The sequence below is a fragment of the Cylindrospermum stagnale PCC 7417 genome (genome assembly GCF_000317535.1).
GTDB lineage: Bacteria > Cyanobacteriota > Cyanobacteriia > Cyanobacteriales > Nostocaceae > Cylindrospermum > Cylindrospermum stagnale.
Genome location: NC_019757.1, coordinates 2,254,807 through 2,278,005, shown reverse-complemented (window position 1 = coordinate 2,278,005; position 23,199 = coordinate 2,254,807). Strand labels below are relative to the sequence as shown.

Genomic DNA, 23,199 nt, shown 5'->3' with positions numbered 1-23,199 from the left:
CGCGGTCTTGGGGGTTTCCACGCCACATGCTGCCTCTTTCAGAGGAGCTTCGCTAACAAGTCGGCGGAGCCGCCCAACGCAGTGGCTCCCCATGAGCGACTGGCGAACCCGAAGGGCGCAGAGGACACAGAGAAAATTAGGAAAAAGATATTTTCACAAATGATTTGAATTTGCTATAGGATTGCTGTTGGCTTTTTGAAGCAACGACCTACACATAAATCTACACCTCTGCTTACCCATTACCTATTACCCATTACCCATTACCTATTTATCTTGCTTCACCAATTAAATTAAATCCTGCCCAATATTTAGGATTTGGATTTTGTTTCATTGTTGCTAACATTGCGTTTCGTAAAGCTTGGGCTTTATCAGGGTTTTGCTTTAACTGGCGATAAAATTCAGTCATAAATAAGTCTGTTGGCGCATCGGGAACAGTCCATTGAGAAATGATTATACTTGGAATGCCAGCACTAATCAAAGCTAAAGATAAACCCAACACCCCCGCGCCGGTACTTTTACCATTACCAGTCTCGCCTGCGCTGAGAACGACTAGCCCAGCGCGTAAACGCTTTCCTTTGGGTTGGGTGTATAAGTTAAGGATGTCACTGCTAGTAAGGATTCCATCGTCTTCACCAGCACTAGAGAGGGCGATCGCACCCGGTATACCTTTTCGGTTAACATCGTCTAATAAGCCATAAGTTGCTAAATGAATTGTTTTCGCTTTGGGCAACAAAGGCAAAATAGCAGTTTTTGTCGCCTGATTACCAATTAAAGCCGTAGTTTTGAAGAAATCAGCAATTACTAAAGCTTCCTTTTCAGAATTTACCAGTGGTGGTAAAGGCTGCGGCGTTGCACCAATTGCCTGGGAAATTTTGGGCATGATCGGATTACCAACCACAATCACTTTACTACCACCAGTTTTATTTCTTTTTTCTTTAGTTAAATTGAGAATCTGAATTGCTGGTACAGTGGAAATTGTGTGTTTTTCAATCAAATATTTGCCGTAGATATCAACCAAAGCTGGAAAGGGAATTAGTAATAATTCATCTTGAAGAATAAAAATAATCCGTTCTTTGGGATTTTCTGGCAACAGGTCGGCAATTGGTTTAATTAATAGCTGATTTAGTTGGAGTAATGGTTTAGCATCTTTTTGTGGCTGAATGCCTTGAGTTTTCGCACCCAAAAATGTGGGAATACTAGCAATAACATCTGTCAGGGAGTTAATCGGGGAAATTGTATTTTCTAACTTGGGGTTAATTTGGCGAAATGTGACTTTACCTGTAGGCTGAATCACCCATACATAAACCCCATCATCGGGAATAATTGCATATTTAATCAGAGTGGCTTTTTGCTGTTTAGCAATTTCTTGGATTTGTTTAATTGTTGGTGGCGCAATTTGCTTAGGCGCAACTTTTAAACCAGTTCCTGCTGATTCAGAAGCCAAGCGCATTCCTAGCAAATTTAAAAATGCCATCGTTCTGCCTTGTTCAGCTATTTCTAAAGCTGATTCCGGCTGCTTTTGGCTGATGAGGACTTGTTGCAGTAATTGGTATGTGTTAGCTTGTTCAGCGGCGTAATTATCTGTAATACCCAAGTTAGAACGCAGATTTTGCCAAACTTTAATATTTTCATTCAAAGTCGTTTCAGCATCAGCAGTTTTCCCGGATTTAAAGAGAGCAAATGCCAAGTTATTTAAAGCCGTTCCTTCTGCAAAGGTATCTTTCGCCGCTTTGGCGGTTGTCAATTGCTGTTGATAAAGTGCGATCGCTTTTTCATGCTGTGCTGAAGCTGAATAAGCACGTCCTAACTGTTTAATTAAATAAGTTTGGTTAACTTTGTCAGGAGATTTTGATGCTAGTGCTAGCTGTTGTTGATAAAAAGCAACGGCCTGATTGGCATCTCCTTGGACTGCGTAAGTTGCGGCTAACTCTTGTAAAATGATACCTTCCCTAGAGTTATCGCCTAACTTGCGTGCCAGTGACAACTCTTGCTGATAAAAACTAATCGCCTGAGGATATTGCCCCAATTTGCGGGAAACCACGGCGAGATTTTTGAAAGCATCAACCTGGAGAAGAAGATCACGATTTTTTTGGGCGATAGCTAGCTGTTGTTGATAAAAAGCAATTGCCTTTTCGTCTTCTCCCTCCACCTCAAGATTCAAACCAGCATTCCCCAAAAACGCAGCTTCCCCTACCGGATTGCCAATTTCCTTTCTGAGTACTGCTGCTTGTTCTCTAAATTCCTTCGCTAGTTTTTCCTCACCGATATTTAAGTAACCATTACCGAGACGATCTAAAATCTTGGCTTCACTTGTTCGATCATCCAACTCCCTCACCATGTACAAGCTTTGTCGATAGAGAGAAATCGCCTGTTGATATTGGCCGAGAGTGAAGTGAGTTTCGCCTATTTTAAAAAGAGTATTGGCTTCACCTGCGCGATCGCCAATTTCTTGATAAATTTGCAGCGACTCGCGTAAAGATGCTAAAGCCGCCGAGAATTGTCCATTAGTTAATTGCCTACTTCCCAGATTTAGCAATAATTCAGCCCGATATTGAAGCGCTGGCAAAGTTTGATTAGGTATTGGTGCAGCTAGCAATGAAGGTAAAGTCAAAGCCACCGTAACCAAACAAAAAGTAACCGATACAATATAAGATTTTAATTTTTGATTCTTGAGAGTAGACATATTTAAACTAATCATAAAATATTTGACTTTAGGTCAATACAGTTCAGTGAGGCTTTTCTTCCTTCTCTTCCTTTGCGTCCTTTGCGGTAGCCTGCGGCACGCCGCTCCGCGTCTACGTTAAACAAATTGACTTTTACAATGAGTTAAGCTTTAACTAAACCGTATTGGATTTCAGGTAGATTAGGCCCACCCGACTAACTTGTATGGAATGTTTTTAATCAAATCCAGGTGGTAGTTCCAAAGGTGAAAGTGTTCCTGGTTCAGAAAGTGCAGGTGAATTAGGGCTAGGAGTAGCAGCAGGCGAATCTGTAGGGGGAGAAGCATTTGTGGGAGAACCATTTGGGGGAGAACCATTTGGAGAATTTGCCCCACCACCAGCGGGTGATCCAGCTTGGCCCAATGTCGGCGGAATTGCCGGCAGATCGTTTGTTGGCTTCACCCCATTAGCGTTTGGCGGTACCGTTAAGCCCGGTGTTTCAGCAGGTGTAGGCGGAAGAACAGTTTCGATAGTCACCGCCCGACTGATTTTTTCGCCAGTAGCACTGGTTACTTGTAGGGTGATTGTTTCGCTACTAGGTTGGTCACTAATTGGGTAAGCTATAGTGCCTGTTTGGGTGACATTTCCCGGTGCAGGTAGCAACTCAACTTTAAGATTGCTACTACCTTCTACTTTCCAGGATAAATTGATCGATTTGATCGGTTTAAGCTGGTTGATGAGAATCGAATATTTAGGTAATGGGTTTTTGCCATCTATTTTGAATTCTACAATTTGGCTAGGCAGGGGTTGAACTTTAATTACATCTGTTTTTTGAGATGCTGTTGGTTTATCAGCAGCAGTTTTTGCGAATAATTGCAATTCAAAGATGTAGTCGCCAGCCCCACGATTATTGGTAGGTACATTGCGACAATTTAGTTTATCTGGATCTTGAGAACAAAAAGCTGCCAGTTCTTTAGGAACGCCTTGATTGAGGTTATAAGTTTGGAGTTCGCTATTAACTACTCCATCGGGTGATCGCCCAATTACCCGCAGTTCTTTGATTTTGCCTAAGTCACTAATTCGCCAATTCAAGCGAATTGTATCTGGGCTAATTGATTTTATAGTGGCTTTTTTCTTGGCTGGTGCTTCTTGGTAGATGGGTTGTGCCGATGAAAAATCGAGAATTTGTGGCGGTGGGACAGGGGCAATTGTGATAGTAGTCGTTTTGATCACATCCGCTGCTGCTTCTGGCCTGTTTTTGGCAAATGCTTTGAGTTCAAAAACGTAATCGCCAGCTTTGTAGGCATCTGTAGGCACATTTGAACAGGTGAGGAGTGTGGCGATTTGACAGAATTGTTGGAGTTCATCGGGAACTCTACCGTTGAAGTTATAAACTCTTGGTTGCACCGCAGCACTGCCGTTGGCCGATGAACTGGTGAGGGTCAAACTTTGCAATTGCCTGGGGTTGCGGATTTGCCAATTAAGACGAATAAAGTCGCCATTGGCTTGTTGATATAAGGAGTCGTCCGAGTTAAAGTTGCTGATTCTGGGTGATGCTGGCGATCGCCACAACCACCAAATCAGAAAGGCGATCGCGGCGACAGTTCCTAAAACCGTCAACAATACCAGCAAAAACTGCCACCAAGGGCGAGGTTCCCAGATTAAAGTGCCTGTAAAGGTAGTATTCGGCAGTGGTAATTGCTGTTTATCTTCGATTTCAATCCGAAAATTCAGCAACCTCCCCGCCCCTAAAATCGGCCGCCGCCACCACCGAGTAGGAGTAACTGTGACTCGCGAATTAGTTCTTTCTCCTGGTAATAAGCGCAGTACAGGGGGAGAAACTTCATAAGTACAGATTTTGTCTTCATCAGCAGTCACGGGGATACAAACAACTTCCCGCACAGTGTTTCCCGAATTAGTCAACTTGACTTCATACACACCATGTAGGCGTCTGACTCTACCCACAACTGTCAGCAGTTCAACATTCAGCAGATAGAATGGCAGGATCTCTAGATACACCACATCTAACAGCACCAGGTCTGGATCGTTGGCGCAGTGTAAGCGGATGCTGGGATAGTAAAGGCTGGCATAAGCCCCGATTGGCGGGTTAATCAGCAGTATAATTTCCCCTTTTTCACCAGGGTTGAGATCCAAACCGATATTTGGCGTCACCAGTCCCACCAGATCCATACCTTCTGGATAGCGCACAGTAAACCAACTGGCTTCCAAATCTAGACAACTCAGGCGAAATCGGTCTACTCTGTCGGAACGGTTGTGGACATTGACATTAACTTGAAGAATGCCTCCTGGTGGAATTTGGGCTGGCGATCGCGAACTTGTGGGTGGTAAAACCGTAAATGTCGGATCACTAACCCGAACAACGGTTTCAATCGCCGGCATCACCTGAATTCGCGCATTATGGCGAATCGGCGTATCTTCTGGGTAATGGGACGGCGCATCAACGACTATTAAATAGTTATATGTTTGCGGAATTGCCTCTAAAGGCACTTCAAATTCAAATAAAACTTCACTGATCGAGTTTGGCCCTAAGGCTAACCGTTGATGGGGTGCCTTACACCATTCAATCAACTGATAGGATAATTCATCGATAAAAACATCAATTAATGCACTCTGGGCGCCTTTATTGGTCACCGTGACATAAATTTCAAAATTAGCACCTGCCTTGACAGGGATATCCCCAGAGGGATTAAAAATTATCGCTAGGGGACTGCCTGGGGCCAGGGTTTGTTGCAGGTTCTGTTGCTGAATACCACGTTTTGCAGCTAGGTTAATCCGGTAGTTGACCTCGCCATCTGCTAAGATTTGTTGGACAAAACCTTGATCAATTAACTCATCCAACAAAGCCAGGGTAGCTTGTTCCTCTTGGTCTATTTGAGCCGCCGCTTGGGCGAGAGTTACTCCCTCAGGCGATCGCTTCATGATCCACTGAACTATTTTGCGTTGTTGAGTCGGCAGTGTCAGCACCTCTGCCATACTCAAACCTGGTTTTGAATCTGTGATTCTTGAATCTGTAGTCACGCTTATTCCCCCATGTAGTGCTGAGTTTTATAGTGTTGAGAAAGCAAAGGTGTAATTAGTTTTGAGTCGAAATGATTTTTTCCTTTCTAAAACTCAGTATTTGACCCACTATTTAGCTAAAAGTTCTGACAGGTTTTTTCAATTATTCATCAACTCAAATCCAATTTACTTTAACTTCTGCAAAACTTGTTGATCTCAGATTCTATTAACTTAAAACTAGCCTCAATCACTATTGAATACACTGGGATTTTCTGTCTGTTTCCATAAAATCTAAGCTCACTTTCTTCCGATCATCTCCACTTAGCACTAAAATCCTTTTTTTAACTATTTTGATATCAACACTATTAAATTTATATGCCGTAGAACGTACTGGTTTACCTGTAGGTAATGCACGCTTACCTTCTTTGGTCAAGGGCCATAATATCACCCGACCATCATCACCCCCACTTACCAAATAGCAACCATCACCACTGATAGCAACCGAACGCACAGCCTTACCGCCGTGGCCATCAATCCATTGATCAATAACTGTACACTCACCTTTATTTTCTAGGCATGGTTGCATATCCCATAAAGTAATTCGCCCTTGGTTATCGGCTGTTGCCAACAGATTGGGTTTGTATTCAGGACTAGCCAAACTAAAAATATAATCTTCTTGACTACCTGCCGGCTTGTAGGGCATTTTAAAAGTTTTATCTTTCTGCCAATTCCATACTTCTAAGTTGTTGTACCTCTGTCCAATCACCAAATTTTCCCTTTCTTTTCCCACCAGTGCCAAACTATAAATAGCAAAATTAAATTTCTTAATTTTTTCAGGCCGATTAAACTTTACAGATTCATTTGCACTGGTAGCGCTAGTTAACAGAGCATCATTAATATTCCATTGCAAAACTAAACCGCTGCCGTGACCGCTGAATAGATATTGAGAACTTGGGCTAAACTTTAAATCAAAAACACGGTCATCTTTATTCAAAGAAAAAGTAGCTTTAGGCTTTTTGCTAGGAGAAATTACGTCCCAAAGTTGGATTTCTCCATTTTCTAAACCCGCTGCCACTACATCATTATCTACAGGTTTATAGCGGACAACACGCACAGATTTACTGATATTTTTTGCCAGAGTTGCATCATGTTGATTGACCAATGGATTGCTAAAGCCGCGAGTATTCCATCTGATGATGCTTTGGTCTTGAGAGCCACTCACAGCTTTATCACCCACGCCATTCAGTTGCACAGAAGTGACAGAACGCTGATGTCCAAAAAATGGGTTATCGGGGTTGAGCCACGACAATTGCCAGAGGAGAAATGCCAGTAGAATTCCTAGCAGTAACTGTAGCCAGGGATGCAATACAGGATGGATAGTGAGTTTGATGAGATGCTTTTCATTGGTGATATTAATCCGCTGATCTGGTGCTATCGCCTGGACGATAAATGAGAGTTTTTGAGCTAGACCAAACCAGGAACGACGCTTGCTCACCAATATCTGCAATTGTTTCATCTCACCTGGATTCAGGTCTACCATTTCTGGCTGAATATCCAGAAAACATTTCGACTGTTCCTCGTCGGCTTTTCTGACATCAACGCGCATCTGCCGAGTTAAATTGCTAGCATTCTGATACTCAACTTGGTAAGTTGCCGAGTTAGTCCGCAACTGAGGTAACCAGGGACGAGATGCAGGAATCTGCTGTTTTTCTGGAAAGCAGCGGAAATCGATAAATCCCGCTGGCAGTATTTTAATTACCCCTTCTGGACTACGAGATGAGGAACCATTAGTATGTGTAGCTTCAATTATGAAAGGATATGGCTTGTTAATGGTTTCTTGTGGAACTGGTAGTTGACAGAAAAAAGTTGTTTCTACCTGAGCACCGGAAGCAACACGTAACCGTCGTTCGCCATCTAGCAGCCACTTCGATGCCTCCCCAATCAAGCGAAGTGAGACATCAGCAGAAATTTGACTGGGATTGAAGACACGGACTGGTATTTCAATGAGTGCTTCTGGTTGAGTCGTAAATTCTCGCACAGGTAAATCAATCTGCATGGGTACAGACCCGATTCCTGGCTCTATTACCAATCGCAGCAATTGTCTGTCCTCATCTCGCAGTTCCAGCGATAAGATGCGGACTATCAGGTTCATTTTGCCGACGAAACCAGCAACAGGTGTATCAATAATCGTGATCGAAAACTTTGTGCTGTCTCCGGGTGGGATTTTCGCACTCACGGCAGGGGAAATATTGTACCAGTTAGCACCCAGATTCTCGCTACTACCTGCCGCTATGATATCCAATTGAAAAGAAGCAAATTGATTGCTCTCATTCACAACAGCCACTTCAAAAGAGGCTGGTGAACTACCTGGTTTAAATGTGAGTACTTGTGTGGAAATATTGGCATTGATCAGTTTGACGGCCATAGCTGAGTGCTGAGTGCTTCCTTTGTGAGTGGTAGGTATTTGGTTTGACTTAAAGATCTAACTTATTTAAGACACTTTTTAAAGCGTCCGGTTTGGTGGGTGGTTTTGCTGAAATCTGCTGCTGGCGCAACTGGGTCATGTGTCGCCTAGACCAAGCAAAATGTAGAATGTTAATTCCTAGTTCCTGTGCCGAGCGAATTGTCTCTCGTGGTAGAGAAAGGTTGTGATCTAGTCCCCAAGCGGCTGATAAGTCACCGATAACTAAGACAATGCCGCCTGCAATTAATATTTGAATTGGCTTTTGGTTCAAGATGGGGAGGGCAGCGAACAAAAATGGCTGCTGCCGCATTGGGTAATTGCGGTCTAGCTTTCGCAAATCCTCTAAAGGAGTTTCTAATCGTTCGGTGATATCGACGATGCTTTCTAGCCGGTCTACAGCATCGGTGGGGGATTCTACCAATAAAACTCCGCCAGCGTCTAAATAGCTTTTGAGGTTTGTGAGTTCTTGTGGGTCAAGAGATATTGGCTGACGACCTGTGGTGAATAACAGGTCGTAGTTAATGGCGATAGTGGGATCTTTGAGGGGAAAGGCTATTTGATCAATTTGCTCTTCTCCCTGGAAATTGTGGCTAAGGCTGCCTACGGATTGAATTAGGTAAGAGAGATTGGCAAAACTGTTTGGCTCTTCTGCTTGGGTGGTTTGGAGATGGGCCGCGCGAACAATGGTGCTGGGTCGCGATCGCGCAATTTGCCGATAACGGAAGTCTAAAGTATTCAGTTCGGGGAAAAACACATCTTTGGGATTTTCTAAGGAGACTAATCCCGGTTGCAGCAAAATCCGACACAATTCCACCTCCATTGCATTGGGTGGAAATGTGTTTTCATAAATCCGAAAGGTTTCTGGTTCAAACTCTTGTACTTGTTTACGTTGCAGGTTGTCTGGCTCTACATAACTCACCACTATGTAAATCAGACGCGGTTTTTCTTCGGTAATGTCAGCTGCCAAGTGGAAGTCTATCGCTTGGGGAACGATAATCGGGTTGCCAACTAAATCAATTGCTATCCCTGGCTGGATTTGCAACCATCGTTGATCGTTGTATTGTGAGGGGATATCTTTTGGTGCGGGAATTAAACTTACACCCAAACCGTAAACGATTCCCGGCTGGTTAAGGGACTGATAATGAATATTTTGGCGCTGACGGTGGTAATTGTGCGATCGCAGCCAACGTTCGGCATTAATCAACAAACCATCTTGAATTTGCAAGCGCTCTAAAGGTTTAATCTGTGGTGCTGGAAACATAATTAATTCAAACTTAAAAATTCAAAAAAAACAACACAACTATTGACTATCGACTAATGGTGCTTCTATATAAAGTTCATAGGTGCAGAAAGCAGGTTTTTCTTGATCAATAATGTGGCGGACTAATTGTTCATCTACCTGGTTTGGGTAGTCAGGGCGCAGGCGGACAATAAAATGATAGGGACGTCCACCGCCAATCATGGCATCTTCACCTATCCTTGTGTCGCCGAGAACAAAGCCTTGACCGCTGATTTCTTCAATGCCAATGTGCTTATGAGCTTCTGAGGGTAGATGTTCGTCTAGATTTAAGTTTGTATAAAGATGGATGTATAGCCGTAAACCCCGGCGCGTTCCCCGCCAGCGGTAAAGCTCAACAGCTGAACGAATCAGATAGCGTTGCCGTTCTACAGTCCAACGACTGTCCATTGGCCAAGCTACCCAGTAAGCCAGAAAAGGCAGCATTGATTGAGGTGCAGTTATCGGGTCTAGGTAAGCCCAGAGGTTATCTAGGGTATGAACTGCTGGTTCAAAAGCCTGCTCGAAAATTTTCAAGAAGCGACCAATAAAGTCTACTTCTCGATAGAGGCTGGGCAAAAAATCCAGATATAAGCTGCGGGGACGAATATACAGATTTAAGCCGGCTGTTTCAATTAATAACCTGCCGCCATTTTCTTCTACGTGGTAGACAAGCAGGCGGCAGTTATAATCTAGTACCAATGACTGACCTGGGGGCAAAGACCCTTGATTTTCAAAGAAATCAACTGGAATTTGGAAGTAGAGGGCGACATCCATTCGCGATCGCGGTGCCAGATCATAACCTTCCATGCCGATGCGATACCAATCAGAGGGAAAATTGCCCTCAATTTGGACATTTAATCGCAGATTTCGACTTCCCAGGTTTTCTAGCTGCAAAACTATTTCACTAGGTTCTCTGGGGTAAACCACCACGTCACACCCAGATATGACTGAGTGCTGAGTGCTGAGTGCTGAACGCTGAGAATCGGCTGCACCTGTACTGACTGCTGACGGCTGCACCGCGTCCGGTATTTGCATCGGCGTGAGTTTAAGGTGTAGGGTTTGACTAGCCATAAAAGGTCATTGGATGAGATTGACAACGTGACCGGAGCGCAGGCGATTGTTCTGCCAGGAACAAATGAGTCCTAGAGGTCCAGGATCAATAACTGGGTTTTGTGGCAGCGATCGCAACCAGGTTTGTCCTACATAGCGCAATTCAAAGAGCTGCACTACTCCCAAATAGCGCACAGCCGGAAATTTCTGGAACAAATTCACAATATCTGAAGGATACAAAGGACGACCAAAGGGCCAGCCTTTACCATCCCAACCACCAGTAATCGGGTTGAGAAACCGATATAAGGCGACGCGCAATTTCCAGAGAATTTCTGGTTGGGCAATCGGATTGTTATACTCTGACTCCAGAGCAACTTCTGTTTGCACCGCCACGCCTACGTATTCGGGTGCTTGCAGTCGGACTTGCACTCCTAATAATCGTCGTTCGTCTAAATAAGCCATAATCTGGTCGCGGAGTTGCGAATTCAGGTTAAATAGTTCTGGTTCGATGCCTTCGCCGCGACCGATCATTTCTGTATTTGCTGCGGGTACAACTAGTAACCTAACTGTCCCCGCTTCCTTAGTAGATGTTGATGGCAAACAACGAACACGGGCCACCCCACCACCTCCAGCATGTAAAGTCAGGACTTCAAAGTCTTCTGGTGTGACGGCGCGATCGCGCGTCCGGAGCATTGCTGGTACTCTCAATACAGCATCTTCCAAGGATTCGGCATCGGCTCCGTTTCTGGCAGCCGTGTGATTTAACACTTTGGCAACATAGGGAATTGCTGTTTTTGCCACCCTAATTGCTTCTTTCTGCACATTACCTTTGCACCCGCCACCGCTGCGGTAACCAACCATCCGAATCATTGAGCCTCTCGGCGGTACAGCCCCATATTGCCGCTCTAATTCATCATTGATGGCTGGGTTTGGCAATGTATTGAGTTTTCCTGTTTGCGTGATCGCCCGAAACTGAGTTTGCTGCTGGAGTTGGCCAGCTTCGCGAATCAGCGGTCCAAACTGCACTATCCCTGTGCGCGAATCAATCACGTAATGTAAATCTTGGGAACTTGATTCGGCAAAATCTTTGACTTCTTGCCATCTTTGCGGTAGGGCACTAGGTGGTGAAACGAGAATATATTCATCTTCCCGGCGGTTCAAAACAGGAACTCCCTGCAACTGAAAAGTCTGACCGGGTAGACCGTCACTTTCCCCCAAAATTTCATCGCGAATTACTTCACTTTGGCTGGCTCCCACAGTCCCACCAATTGATCTGACAGCCAAACCAACTATTCGGGGAGAATTGCTGTATCCGGGTTTATTGACAAAGGTGGCGGTGTGGACGCAACGCAACCAGCGCCCTTGGTAGGCAGTAAAGGTAGTCACAGGCCAGCTTTGGGGAAGATGCAGCACCACATCTGCACCTTGTAAAGGATTACCTCCGAGGGCCGCCAATTCGCTAAAACTGAAGCCTCTGGTGCTGTCATCCGATTCTGTGAGGAGAACTGATTCCCAGTAGACGCCGTTCCAAGCTTCCCAGAGCCGGGGTGGAGCATCAGGATTAATACCTGTACTTGTTGCCGCTTCCCCTTGAAATTTCAACGCTAAAACATTGCCATCACACTGGCAATTCCCATCGATAACTAAATAAAAGCTGTTTCCTGGTTGGGGTTGCTCGTCAAAAAATGCTAACTCTCTACCGTACCACTCACCATCAGAGCGCGTAGTCCACAAGTTGGTAAAGCGATCGCGCAATATTTGCGGTTTATCTTCTACAGTCTGGGAAGTCAGAAAATGGCGAATGTAGGGTTTGTCAATGATTAGCTGACGATCAGTGGCAAAAGTTATTGCTTCCTCGGTTTCGGTTCGTACCGTTGCTATCTCCACCCCCGCCGGAATCGTGTAGCTAGTGGGTAAAGCCGCACTCAAATAAAAAGTAATATCTGACACTGCGGGCGCAGGGGCCAGCAACCGTACCCCCAGCAATTCCAAAAAAGTCACATAATTGCGCTGTGGTACTTGGTTGAACCGCAGCAACATTTGGTCAGTTAACCAGGCAAATAACTCAATCAGCGTCATGCCCGGATCACTGGGGTTATAATTCGTCCACTCTGGACAGTAGCGAGGAATCCGCAGGATGCACTCTTCTACTAAATCTTGAAATGTGCGATCGTCTAGATTTGACTTTGGTAATTTCGGTAAAAAATCAAATTCCATAATTATTGCCTGTAAAGCAGTACTGAGAAAATGTCAAAGGCAAAAACTACAAGGTAAAAGCAATATTTATTTGTGAGTATGATTAATTTTTAAACTTTCTTTGGTGTTTAGCTTTTGCAATGTTCGGCTTGACTTTTAACCTTCCAGTTCTGAACCGTTGATATAAAAGGGATAGACTATACTTCGAGTATCGTAACCTTCCTTGGGATGATATTCGATAATAATATCTACCCGCCCCCGCTGCGGATCGGGATCAGCAAGCACCGAGTCCAAGACAATGCGCGGCTCCCACATGGTCAAAGCTTCTTGGACATGCAGGCGCAAAAGCAATAGAGTTTGGGTATTCATAGGTGCAAAGGTTAACTCAGACAGCCGCGAACCAAAATTAGGTCGATATACCCGCTCCCCTAAATTGGTACGCAGAATCAGCTTTATTGACTCTTCTATATTCCGCTCGGCTCTGCTGAGTTGTAAACTTCCCTGTACATTCATCCGTAATGGAAAAGACCAGCCCGTACCCATGTAGCCAGCCTGCTGACTATTATTGACTTCTGGCATAGTAAATATAAAGTGAATTTTTAGTCTAGAGGAGCGATCGCTACTTTACGCTCATCTGTAAAACTAATACCATTCGCCAAAAGTCGAGTTCAACGGCATTTGATGAGGATGATTACCGCACGAAATTGATATTACGTTGCCATCAGCACAGAGTAATTTATCCCCCAATTAACACAGTTGGCGCCCCTATTGCCACCATCGTAGTTAAGGGCACCCCTGTAACGGTGTTAACTCCAGCCACCTGAGATGTTACACGTGCCGCCGGTCGTCCACCAATCAAGACCGTAGCAGAACCCATGACAATGTTTCCAGTCACCACAGGCCCCACCACAAGGTCACCCACACAAGCTGCCGGCAATCCCGCAATCAGTACATTTGGCACTCCCATTGCAGTGATTGGATCGCCTGTAACAGTGATATCAGAAAGTCGTGCAGCTGGAAACATCTTCAATCTTCCTTTTGAATGCAGATTATTGACTTTAGCAATTTAGACGGACTACACCACCAGTTATTCCTACAGTTGCTCCTCCAGTCACGCTAACCGTACTAGAATTCAGACTCAAAGAAGCTGTAGATTGCACACTAATAGTGCCACTAGATTGAATACTGAGCGTTCCAGCCGTTCTAATAGTAATTCCGCTAGGTGTTAATTCTATACTACTAGAGCCTACAGTCAAGCTAATCTTTTGGGTTCCTGTCAGGGCTATTTCACCAGCACTAATACTACTTTTGTTTGTAGTTCCACTCGTCCCAGCTTTAACTGTAATGTCACCCGTTGAAGTTAAGCTGATAGTCTTATTGCTATCATCAGAGCGGAATTTATGTCCCCCAGTAGTTTCTAATTCAGCAAACTTCTGGCTATCATTCAAACGCAAATTGTGACCATCGGTGGTATTAAGATAAACACCTTTTTTAGTGCCTTTATCCTCCTCCACAAACTGTAATTTATGCCCAACACGGGTTTTAAAAGTCCGCTGGCGGACTTTGCCTCCAACGATAGTGTCATCAACTTTTTCTGGTGGCGCATCTGTACCATTCCAGACACCACCAATTACATAGGGGCGATGGATATCGCCATGTTCAAAAGCTACCAAAACCTCATCATTGACTTCTGGCAAACAGTCAAACCCCCTACCAGGCCCGGCTCCTGCGCTCACTACTCTCGCCCAGTTGCTTTCATGCTTCTCGGTTAGGGTAGGAAACTTGACTCTGACACGTCCCCAGCCTTTAGGGTCTTTATTATTACTCACAATTCCCACTAACAAAGTTTGCCCCGGTTGCAGATGAGTTTGGGGAGATAAAGTAGCTAACAAGTCTCCAGCACGTAAGCCGCGGACACTAAATTCTGTAATATATTTTCTTTCATGGAAAAAGTGACGAGTTTCCGTGACGTAGTAATCACCGCTATAAGTGCCCATACCCGTGAGCTTCACTACTCGCCCTGGCCTGATTTTGGGATTACCCTCACCTTTAGCATCAGCATTAACAAATTCGCCCCCAAGTTCATCACATAGAGACTGAGCTATTTTTTCAGCTTCCTTAGCACTAAAAACTGGCTGATCTACAACGATCATCTTTGGCTTAGTACTAAATTTAGTACTATTTTCACTACCTATCCCATTATCTGTTTTGGTGATTACCTTCTCTTTTGTTGCCGTCGAGACAATTGGCCGCTTTTGAGCATAGTCCCAACCCCGCACTTCAACAGAACTCACCTGTTCAGAACTGGTAACTCGGACGCGGAAGCTATGTATATCTTTTAACCACTCGAGAGTCAACTCTTGGTCTGTTTTGGGTTCGCGGAAGTTAAGTTTGCCATCTTGAACATACAGTTCAAAACCAACGCGGGCCGCCCTTTCCCGCAAAAATTCCATATTCGTCTGATTTTCTTGAAAGACGTAATCATGGACAATGGTAGTAGAGGTAATAGTGCCAGTAGCAATGCCCACTTCACCAATAACTTGCTTAATAATATCGCTATCAGTGATGTTTTGGAACGAACGGTTATTACGTCCTCGGTGTAGGCGGTGAGAAATATCATAACCACGAATGATGATGGGAGCCTGAGACTTTTCAGTAAACTCAGTTTCTATGGCTGTAATTTCCCCTTCTAATACATAGCCCGTCTCCTCGTCATCAAAATCGGCGTTTCCTGTGGTACTGGAGGTAAAACCAATTTTGATCTTCTTACCAATAGCAAATGATTTCTGGTGTTTCCAAGCTTTTTCCTCTGAGCGTCCGGGAAAGAAATCGTTGTTGATTATCAGAGTAAACATTCCCGGTAGGTGAAGACTCTCTTCCACGGAGATTTGCAAAATGTCATTGAGCAAATCTTTAGAAGCATCGGCGCCCTCAATTTGCAAAAGCGGTTCGGGTATGTAACTGCCAGCCATACAGATTATGAGGAGTTAATTTCCCATAGCGTATTAGGGCATTTAATTGTAGACTATCCCCCAAAAGTCGAATTAATTCTAATTTTACTTCTTGGAGGGGCGTTTATTGCCTTGACGATCTACTTTAGCAGGAGTCCCCACGCTTCCTTTAGGAGTAGAGTCATCTGCTTCTTTTAAAGTCAAGTTGACTTTCGCTCGCACTGGTGTTCCATCAGGCAAAAACATAGTCAGACTGTAGTCGAGGCTTTGTACAAAACAACGTAGACTCTCAGTTCCGCCCCAAATAAATAGATAAATTGGTGGACGCTCCCCTGCGTGTTCTCCCGATTTAGCAAAGCGAACAGATTCTTTAAATATTTCTAGATTTGCGGTGAGGTTTCCTTGACTTTCATAAGTATCAAGTATGATGTTACTGATCGTTAGGGTGCAAGGTGCTGGATTTGCAAAGCTGAGTTTGGTGATTCCGTCTTCAGTGCGGGCGCCTTCTGAAGGGTTCAGGTTTGATTGTCGCGAAAATTTCAGTTCATTCGGGTTGAACTGGAAGATTATTGGTGATGCGCCCCCCTCTACACAAAGAAGTTTGGCTTTTTGTAAATTTGACATGGCTGTTTCCTTTCGCTGGGAATGTATTGTTAGTAATGGATATAGCTTGACTTAAACTTATTTATTTTACAATTTTTAACTTTGTAATTCTACCAAGGTAAGCGACCTGAATAACTTTTACCTCGTCGCTCTCCCTCTATATACAACCTTTGCTGGAGCTTTTGGTAAATTTCTCGTGCTAAAACTTCCATATTTTTCTTTTCGTCTTCTGATAACTCATTAGTTTCTTTATTAGCCTCATTGGTCATGCTTACTTGGTTATTATTATCCTCTTCTTTCTGTATTGATGGAGAATTGGAAGAACTATTCTTTGCCTGAATAACTTTACTAGAATTACTAGATCTTTGGACATTAACTGCTGTTGACGATTGACTGTTTTGCAACAAAGATGTCAGTCCATCATCCCAATTGTTTTCCTTTAAACGTGGTTGTACAACTATTGATTGGCTATTGTCAACTGCTGTATTTTCGCCGAGTAATTCAGAGATATTCGACCATGAGTCTGGCACATTTTTAGCAGGAGATTTTTGGATGAGGCTAGGGGGAGAGGGTGACATGGAAACAGTTTTTGGTGTATCCTGTGGCGTTATCTTCTCTGCAAAATCGGATGTAATAAAATTGGACTGTTGAGATAGTGGACTGATAACTGATATATTTTTCAGCGCTGTAGGTAATTGAGGAATTTCAGTATTCCGACTCGGATTTTGTGTTTCTTGACTCGGTTGAATACCAGTCGCCGTACTCTCAAGTTTTGGTTGAATAACTGCTGGTGCTGAAGATGCGTTTTCAATTTCTGGACTTGGTGAAAAACCTTCCGTTTCCAGTTTTGGTTGAATAACTGCTGGTGCTGAAGATGCGTTTTCAATTTCTGGACTTGGTGAAAAACCTTCCGTTTCCAGTTTTGGTTGAATAACTGATGGTATTGAAGATTCAGTTATAGTGTTTTCACTTTCTGAACTTGGGGAAAAACCTTCTGTTTCCAGCTTTGGTTGAATAACTGATGGTGCTGAAGATGCGTTTTCACTTTCTGAACTTGGGGAAAAACCTTCCGTTTCCAGCTTTGGTTGAATAACTGATGGTATTGAAGATTCAGTTATAGTGTTTTCACTTTCTGAACTTGGGGAAAAACCTTCCGTTTCCAGCTTTGGTTGAATAACTGATGATATTGAAGATTCAGTTATAGTGTTTTCACTTTCTGAACTTGGGGAAAAATCTTCCGTTTCCAGCTTTGGTTGAATAACTGATGATATTGAAGATTCAGTTATAGTGTTTTCAATTTCTGGACTTGGGGAAAAACCTTCTGTTTCTAGCTTTGGTTGAATAACTGCTGGTGTTGAAGATTCAGTTATGGGGTTTTCAGTTTCTTGACTTGTGGAAGAAACTTCACTTTCCAGCTCTGGTTGAATAACTGACGGTGTTGAAGATGTGTTATCAATTTCTGGACTTGGGGAAAAACTTTCCGTTTCCAGCTTTGGTTGAATAACTGACGGTGTTGAAGATGTGTTATCAATTTCTCGACTTGGGGAAAAACCTTCTGTTTCTAGCTTTGGTTGAATAACTGCTGGTGTTGAAGATTCAGTTATGGGGTTTTCAGTTTCTTGACTTGTGGAAGAAACTTCACTTTCCAGCTTTGGTTGGATAACTGCTGGTGCTAAAGATTCAGTTATGGTGTTTTCACTTTCTGAACTTTCTGAAAAACTTTCCGTTTCCAGCTTTGGTTGAATAACTGACGGTGTTGAAGATGTGTTATCAATTTCTCGACTTGGGGAAAAATCTTCCGTTTCCAGTTTTGGTTGGATAACTGATGGTGCTGAAGCTGTGTTACTAATTTCTGAATTTGGGGAAAAACTTTCCGTTTCCAGCTTTGGTTGAATAACTGATGGTACTGAAGATGTGTTATCAATTTCTGGACTTGGGGAAAAACCTTCCGTTTCCAGCTTTGGTTGAATAACTGATGGTGCTGAAGATGTGTTATCAATTTCTGGGCTTGGGGAAAAATCTTCCGTTTCCAGTTTTGGTTGGATAACTGATGGTGCTGAAGCTGTGTTATCAATTTCTGGGCTTGGGGAAAAATCTTCCGTTTCCAGTTTTGGTTGGATAACTGATGGTGCTGAAGCTGTGTTACTAATTTCTGAACTTGGGGAAAAACTTTCCGTTTCCAGCTTTGGTTGAATAACTGATGGTATTGAAGATTCAGTTATGGGGTTTTCACTTTCTGAATTTGCTGAAAAACCTTCCGTTTCCAGCTTTGGTTGAATAACTGCGGGTGCTGAAGATGTGTTATCAATTTCTGGACTTGGTGAAAACCCTTCAGTTTCCAGTTTCGGTTGGATATCTGATGCTGCTGAAGATGCGTTCTCAATTTCTGGACTTGCTGAAAAAGTTTCCGTTTCCAGTTTTGGTTGAATAACTGCTGGTGTTGAAGATTCAGTTATCGTGGTTTCAATTTCTGAACTTGCTGAAAAAGGTTCAGTGTCCAGTTTCGGTTGAATAACTGATGCTGCTGAAGATGCGTTCTCAATTTCTGGACTTGGGGAAAAACCTTCTGTTTCTAGCTTTGGTTGAATAACTGCTGGTGCTAAAGATGTATTATCAATTTCTGAACTTGGGGAAGAACTTTCCGTTTCCAGTTTCGGTTGGATATCTGATGCTGCTAAAGATGTGGTTTCAATTTCTGGACTTGGTAAAAACCCTTCAGTTTCCAGCTTTGGTTGAATAACTGCTGGTGCTAAAGATGTATTATCAATTTCTGAACTTGGGGAAGAACTTTCCGTTTCCAGTTTCGGTTGAATAACTGCTGGTGTTGAAGATTCAGTTATCGTGGTTTCAATTTCTGAACTTGCTGAAAAAGGTTCAGTTTCCAGTTTCGGTTGAATAACTGATGCTGCTGAAGATGCGTTCTCAATTTCTGAACTTGGGGAAGAACTTTCCGTTTCCAGTTTCGGTTGAATAACTGCTGGTGTTGAAGATTCAGTTATCGTGGTTTCAATTTCTGAACTTGCTGAAAAAGGTTCAGTTTCCAGTTTCGGTTGAATAACTGATGCTGCTGAAGATGCGTTCTCAATTTCTGAACTTGGGGAAGAACTTTCCGTTTCCAGTTTTGGTTGAATAACTGCTGGTGTTGAAGATTCAGTTATCGTGTTTTCAATTTCTGAACTTGCTGAAAAAGGTTCAGTTTCCAGTTTCGGTTGAATAACTGATGCTGCTGAAGATGCGTTCTCAATTTCTGGACTTGGGGAAAAACTTTCCGTTTCCAGCTTTGGTTGAATAACTGATGCTGCTGAAGATGCGATCGATTTACCTAAATGCGGTGATTTGTATTCAGTAAAAAAGGGTGAATTCTGAAATGAATTATCAATTGGTGTGTAATCGGTTGATTCTGGAGGCAGAAAAGCTGATGGATCAAAATTTGATAATGGTTTAGATCCTAATGGTGACAAAAATTTTGGACTGAGTAATTCCTGTCCCAAAGGTTGATGAATATCCAGAGTATCTGCCATATACTTTATTATTTACTAGAAGTATCCTGAGGCTTTGCGTGTTGAAAGAGGCGTTGCACCACCAGACCTTGTTTTATCAACAACTTTTAATCCTTCGTAGGTTAAAGTCAATTCTTCAATCGCAACTGTAGTGGAATCTGCGCTTAAGCTTGGTGCTTTCCAGCCAGTAGGAACGGCAGCAAGTAACGTCCAACACTGCATTGTTTCTCCTGCTTGGTTAAAAACCAAAATATTGACATTACGGCGTTCTGGTTTACCGCTCAGAGTCTTATTAATCCAATTCCAGAAAGTTAAGTCGTCGGTAATACCGCGCTTGAGCGTTACGTCTGAAAATTCTGCTGGATTTAAAAGGACTTTTTGTTGATCATTGACACCACCTTCTAAAATTTTTTCAGTTTTAATAGTGACACCCAAACCTTGACACTCGGTGAAACTAGCCGCAACGGTACTCTCTATTTCTACATAAAAACGATTTGCTGTAACGTAATTTAATTCGCGACTTGAACTAGCCATAATTCCACTTCCTCTAATTTTTACTCCGTTCTTTTTGGTGGCGCAAATCTTCAAGCATCAATTCATAAACTTTATCACTGAGGACTGATAGCAGTTGCCGATCGCGCATCACTTTACCTGCTAACTTTGCAACTGCTTGAGATTTGTCTTGATTTTCATTAGTAGTTGGCATAATTAAGACCTATAAATAGATACTAACATATCTAAAAATTCGACTTACTGACTATTAGCCAAAAGTCTAATTTAAAAGATCCTCTACTCATGCACTAGAAAAGCTTTCCAGTCTGCTTTGTTACTTTTGAGTTTTTTGTAGTGGTACTAAACCTGCTTTCTCTAAAAGGCGCTGTACTTCTGCTGTTCTCAGCATATCGGCAAATTTCTGACCGATAGGGGGGCGGCTGTTATCTCCTGGATAAAGTACGATGATCGGATATCCTAGTGGATAGCTCCCTGTTCTAAACACTTGGATGTTAGGTTTGTAGCTTCCTTTTTCACCACATAAATCTGTATTGGGGTCTATTGAATTACCCTTGTCGTTGACTAAAGTCTGTACTTCAGCTTTATTACCATCTACCACAGCCAGAGGATAAGCAGAACACTGACCAAAAACCTGGCTGAATGTGGCAAATCCAATGCTGCCAATATCATCTTTCTCGAAGTCTTCTAGTACTTGCTGTAGCATGTTTAAGGTAGGAAGAGTGGTAATGGCTCCAGTGGAACTTGTAATAAGTGTATTTTGCTGTTGATTTTGGGTCTGCAAATTTTTAAAGGCTGCGATCGCACTTTCTTGTTTCAGTACTCGTTGTTCAAAAATTTGTAATGCTTCTTGTTCAGGTGGTATATAAAGTTTGACTGGTAAATTAGGTAAGTTAGCGCCTTTTATTTGACTCCAATTTGTAATTTTGCCTGTGTATAAATCTCGTAGTTGCTCAAAGCTAATCTTTCCATTTAATGCATTTGGCAGACTTCTTTCACGTTTTGAGTAGCTAAAAGCCACAAATACAACTAAACCGTCATAGGCAACTTCTTTGTATCGTAATTGTGGCGTTAATTGATTAACTAAATTAGTGACAGCAAAGTCTATTTTTCCCGATTCGACTTCAGAAATTGCTTTGGCGAGTGAATCATCTGGTTGATAATTTAGTTGTAATTTAGGCTGACTTTTTTCGAGTGTTTCTTCCAGGGTTTGGTTCTGGAATGTCAAATTGCGTTGCCGTTGTATATAACTCCAGATTCCGCCTGTTTCACCGGTGTAGGTATATCTTCCAGGGGGCACAGCAGACACGTCTTTCAAACAGCAAATTACTACGTCATCCGATGAAGTTTCCTGCTTTTGAGATTTTTGGATGAGAAACCATATTAGTGCCCCCAGTAATACTAAGCCCAGAGTTCCTAAAAGTAGTAATGGTGGGCGGCGTAATTTAGTTTTGTCTTCTTCAATTTCTCCTGTAATTACTAACATGTCATTCGGCGGAGGTGGAGGTAGTTGTAATAGTGCTTGCCGCGCTTCTTCGCTGTTAGCAAAAGGTGTTTCTAGCTCTAATAGTCGCCGAATGAAAGTTTTAAGTGCAGGTTCTACTGGTTTCCAATGCTGCTCATATTTGGGGTTTAGAGGCTGGTTGCTAACTGGATCTACTGTGCCTCCTGCTAATAGGTAAAAGGCAACATATCCCAAATCTACTAAGTCCTGGGAAATGATCGGAATGGCTATTCTAGCGGTTGGCAGATCAAACAAACGTTCCCAAAGTGCTAAATCACTCACATGGATAAAAAATTCTGTGGTGTCTGCCATAATCAGCAGGCTATCGAGACTGATATTACCGTGTGCTATTTTCTGCTTTATTTGACCGGAAGGGAGACTAAATTTTTGAGTGTGCAGAAATTCTAGGGTTTGCAGCACTTGGTTAAGAACACGGCGCACTTCTGCCTCTGTCATTGGGCCATTACTGGTGAGGTAGGCGCGGAGAGTGGGATATCCATCTTGATGACCATTGGTAACAAGATAGCAGCATTCTTTGACTGGATCGGCGATCGCATCCCAAGGTGAATTTAACCGAATATCCTGAATTCTGCCATCGGCTAAAGTCAATCCAGCTACACTTTCAAAGACTTGTTTCCGGCTTCTTGTCTCTTCCAGGCTAAAAGGGTTAGGCAGCAGATATTCTTTAATTACTACTGGCTGTTGATCTGCAACCTGAATTCCTCGGTACAAACGCCCCATTCCCCGTTGTCCGAGAAAACTATCTACACGATATCTACCCCGATATCCCCGAACCTCGATCCTTGGGGGCAAAATAGTCGGAAAACCGCATTTTAGACAATTCGTGGCTGTGGGATCTTGCTCTAATGTTTTCTGTGTCCATTCACAGCCTAAGGTGTTCCCGTAGACGCAGTGATACTTTCTGTAAATGGGATCAACTCCCAGATAAACTGGTGGTTGAAGCGTGATGGCGGTGGGAATAGACTCAGGTACTACATCTGCTGGGTTTTGTTCTTTCTGGAAAAATCTTTTAGGTAGTCTGGCTTTGATAGTTTCGGTGAGGGGAGCAGCTTTTTCTTGAACTACCGGGACAACCCAACTCCATCTCTCTAGCCAGCGTAATGGCGTAGGTAACTTAATTTGGGCGCGAAGTTTGCTTTGAGCCTGTTGACTGATAGCTTCACGCTCCCAGGCTTCTTTAGCTATCTGTTTACCAGTGTCCTTAACCACAACTGAAACCTTTGGCGATCGCTTTTATTGCCGCATCCTACACTGATTTTTTGCCCTAGGGCATTAGACTTTACGCTAAAAGGTGTTTGTTCAAAGCCTCAGAAGATTGAGCACCCCGCAAAATTACGCTGTAATTCGGTAAATTCATGCAGATTTTCCCAAAATCGCCGTTGCCCTAGATTGCGTCCTTAGCGATCGCTACACCTCTTTCTCGCATATATGTGGCAAACATTG

General features: G+C 43.1%; 14 protein-coding genes. All 14 read right to left on the bottom strand.

Annotated features, from left to right (window positions below; genetic code table 11):
- Positions 1 to 268 precede the first annotated feature (268 nt).
- A complete protein-coding gene (locus tag CYLST_RS09215) occupies positions 269 to 2,698 on the bottom strand; it encodes a CHAT domain-containing protein (RefSeq protein ID WP_015207444.1) in 2,430 nt (809 codons plus the stop codon).
- A 199-nt stretch (positions 2,699 to 2,897) separates the two neighbouring features.
- Positions 2,898 to 5,699 carry a hypothetical protein gene (locus CYLST_RS09210; protein ID WP_245587482.1) on the bottom strand — a complete coding sequence of 934 codons (2,802 nt, stop codon included), beginning with the start codon at positions 5,697 to 5,699 and terminating at the stop codon, positions 2,898 to 2,900.
- A 229-nt stretch (positions 5,700 to 5,928) separates the two neighbouring features.
- Positions 5,929 to 8,103: a WD40 repeat domain-containing protein gene (locus CYLST_RS09205; protein WP_015207442.1), complete on the bottom strand. Its 2,175-nt coding sequence runs from the start codon at positions 8,101 to 8,103 to the stop codon at positions 5,929 to 5,931.
- A 49-nt stretch (positions 8,104 to 8,152) separates the two neighbouring features.
- Entirely contained in the window at positions 8,153 to 9,403 is a 1,251-nt protein-coding gene (locus CYLST_RS09200) for a DUF4159 domain-containing protein (protein ID WP_015207441.1), read from the bottom strand.
- 39 nt (positions 9,404 to 9,442) lie between these two features.
- Positions 9,443 to 10,492: a phage tail protein gene (locus CYLST_RS09195; RefSeq protein ID WP_015207440.1), complete on the bottom strand. Its 1,050-nt coding sequence runs from the start codon at positions 10,490 to 10,492 to the stop codon at positions 9,443 to 9,445.
- 6 nt (positions 10,493 to 10,498) lie between these two features.
- The gene (locus CYLST_RS09190; protein ID WP_015207439.1) at positions 10,499 to 12,688 is read right to left on the bottom strand and encodes a putative baseplate assembly protein; all 2,190 of its coding nucleotides are present in this window, start codon (positions 12,686 to 12,688) and stop codon (positions 10,499 to 10,501) included.
- Positions 12,689 to 12,823: 135 nt separating this feature from the next.
- A complete protein-coding gene (locus CYLST_RS09185) occupies positions 12,824 to 13,246 on the bottom strand; it encodes a GPW/gp25 family protein (RefSeq protein WP_015207438.1) in 423 nt (140 codons plus the stop codon).
- Positions 13,247 to 13,403: 157 nt separating this feature from the next.
- Complete coding sequence (locus CYLST_RS09180) at positions 13,404 to 13,691, bottom strand: PAAR domain-containing protein (RefSeq protein ID WP_015207437.1); 288 nt, start codon at positions 13,689 to 13,691, stop codon at positions 13,404 to 13,406.
- Between the two features lie 34 nt (positions 13,692 to 13,725).
- Positions 13,726 to 15,639: a VgrG-related protein gene (locus tag CYLST_RS09175; protein WP_015207436.1), complete on the bottom strand. Its 1,914-nt coding sequence runs from the start codon at positions 15,637 to 15,639 to the stop codon at positions 13,726 to 13,728.
- An 84-nt stretch (positions 15,640 to 15,723) separates the two neighbouring features.
- Entirely contained in the window at positions 15,724 to 16,242 is a 519-nt protein-coding gene (locus tag CYLST_RS09170; RefSeq protein WP_015207435.1) for a CIS tube protein, read from the bottom strand.
- Between the two features lie 89 nt (positions 16,243 to 16,331).
- Positions 16,332 to 19,742, bottom strand: a complete 3,411-nt coding sequence (locus CYLST_RS09165; protein WP_015207434.1) for a hypothetical protein — start codon at positions 19,740 to 19,742, stop codon at positions 16,332 to 16,334.
- Between the two features lie 15 nt (positions 19,743 to 19,757).
- Positions 19,758 to 20,255, bottom strand: coding sequence for a phage tail protein (locus CYLST_RS09160; RefSeq protein ID WP_015207433.1), 498 nt, complete (start codon positions 20,253 to 20,255; stop codon positions 19,758 to 19,760).
- 13 nt (positions 20,256 to 20,268) lie between these two features.
- The gene (locus tag CYLST_RS34330) at positions 20,269 to 20,427 is read right to left on the bottom strand and encodes a hypothetical protein (protein ID WP_157162553.1); all 159 of its coding nucleotides are present in this window, start codon (positions 20,425 to 20,427) and stop codon (positions 20,269 to 20,271) included.
- Between the two features lie 120 nt (positions 20,428 to 20,547).
- Positions 20,548 to 22,965 carry a substrate-binding domain-containing protein gene (locus CYLST_RS09155; RefSeq protein ID WP_015207432.1) on the bottom strand — a complete coding sequence of 806 codons (2,418 nt, stop codon included), beginning with the start codon at positions 22,963 to 22,965 and terminating at the stop codon, positions 20,548 to 20,550.
- Positions 22,966 to 23,199: the final 234 nt, after the last annotated feature.

Bases quoted from the DNA above. Each gene is read 5' to 3' on its own strand.
- CYLST_RS09215 (WP_015207444.1), bottom strand. From the start codon at position 2,698: ATGATTAGTTTAAATATGTCTACTCTCAAGAATCAAAAATTAAAATCT.
- CYLST_RS09205 (WP_015207442.1), bottom strand. From the start codon at position 8,103: ATGGCCGTCAAACTGATCAATGCCAATATTTCCACACAAGTACTCACA.
- CYLST_RS09200 (WP_015207441.1), bottom strand. From the start codon at position 9,403: ATGTTTCCAGCACCACAGATTAAACCTTTAGAGCGCTTGCAAATTCAA.
- CYLST_RS09195 (WP_015207440.1), bottom strand. From the start codon at position 10,492: ATGGCTAGTCAAACCCTACACCTTAAACTCACGCCGATGCAAATACCG.
- CYLST_RS09190 (WP_015207439.1), bottom strand. From the start codon at position 12,688: ATGGAATTTGATTTTTTACCGAAATTACCAAAGTCAAATCTAGACGAT.
- CYLST_RS09185 (WP_015207438.1), bottom strand. From the start codon at position 13,246: ATGCCAGAAGTCAATAATAGTCAGCAGGCTGGCTACATGGGTACGGGC.
- CYLST_RS09180 (WP_015207437.1), bottom strand. From the start codon at position 13,691: ATGTTTCCAGCTGCACGACTTTCTGATATCACTGTTACAGGCGATCCA.
- CYLST_RS09175 (WP_015207436.1), bottom strand. From the start codon at position 15,639: ATGGCTGGCAGTTACATACCCGAACCGCTTTTGCAAATTGAGGGCGCC.
- CYLST_RS09170 (WP_015207435.1), bottom strand. From the start codon at position 16,242: ATGTCAAATTTACAAAAAGCCAAACTTCTTTGTGTAGAGGGGGGCGCA.
- CYLST_RS09165 (WP_015207434.1), bottom strand. From the start codon at position 19,742: ATGGCAGATACTCTGGATATTCATCAACCTTTGGGACAGGAATTACTC.
- CYLST_RS09160 (WP_015207433.1), bottom strand. From the start codon at position 20,255: ATGGCTAGTTCAAGTCGCGAATTAAATTACGTTACAGCAAATCGTTTT.
- CYLST_RS34330 (WP_157162553.1), bottom strand. From the start codon at position 20,427: ATGCCAACTACTAATGAAAATCAAGACAAATCTCAAGCAGTTGCAAAG.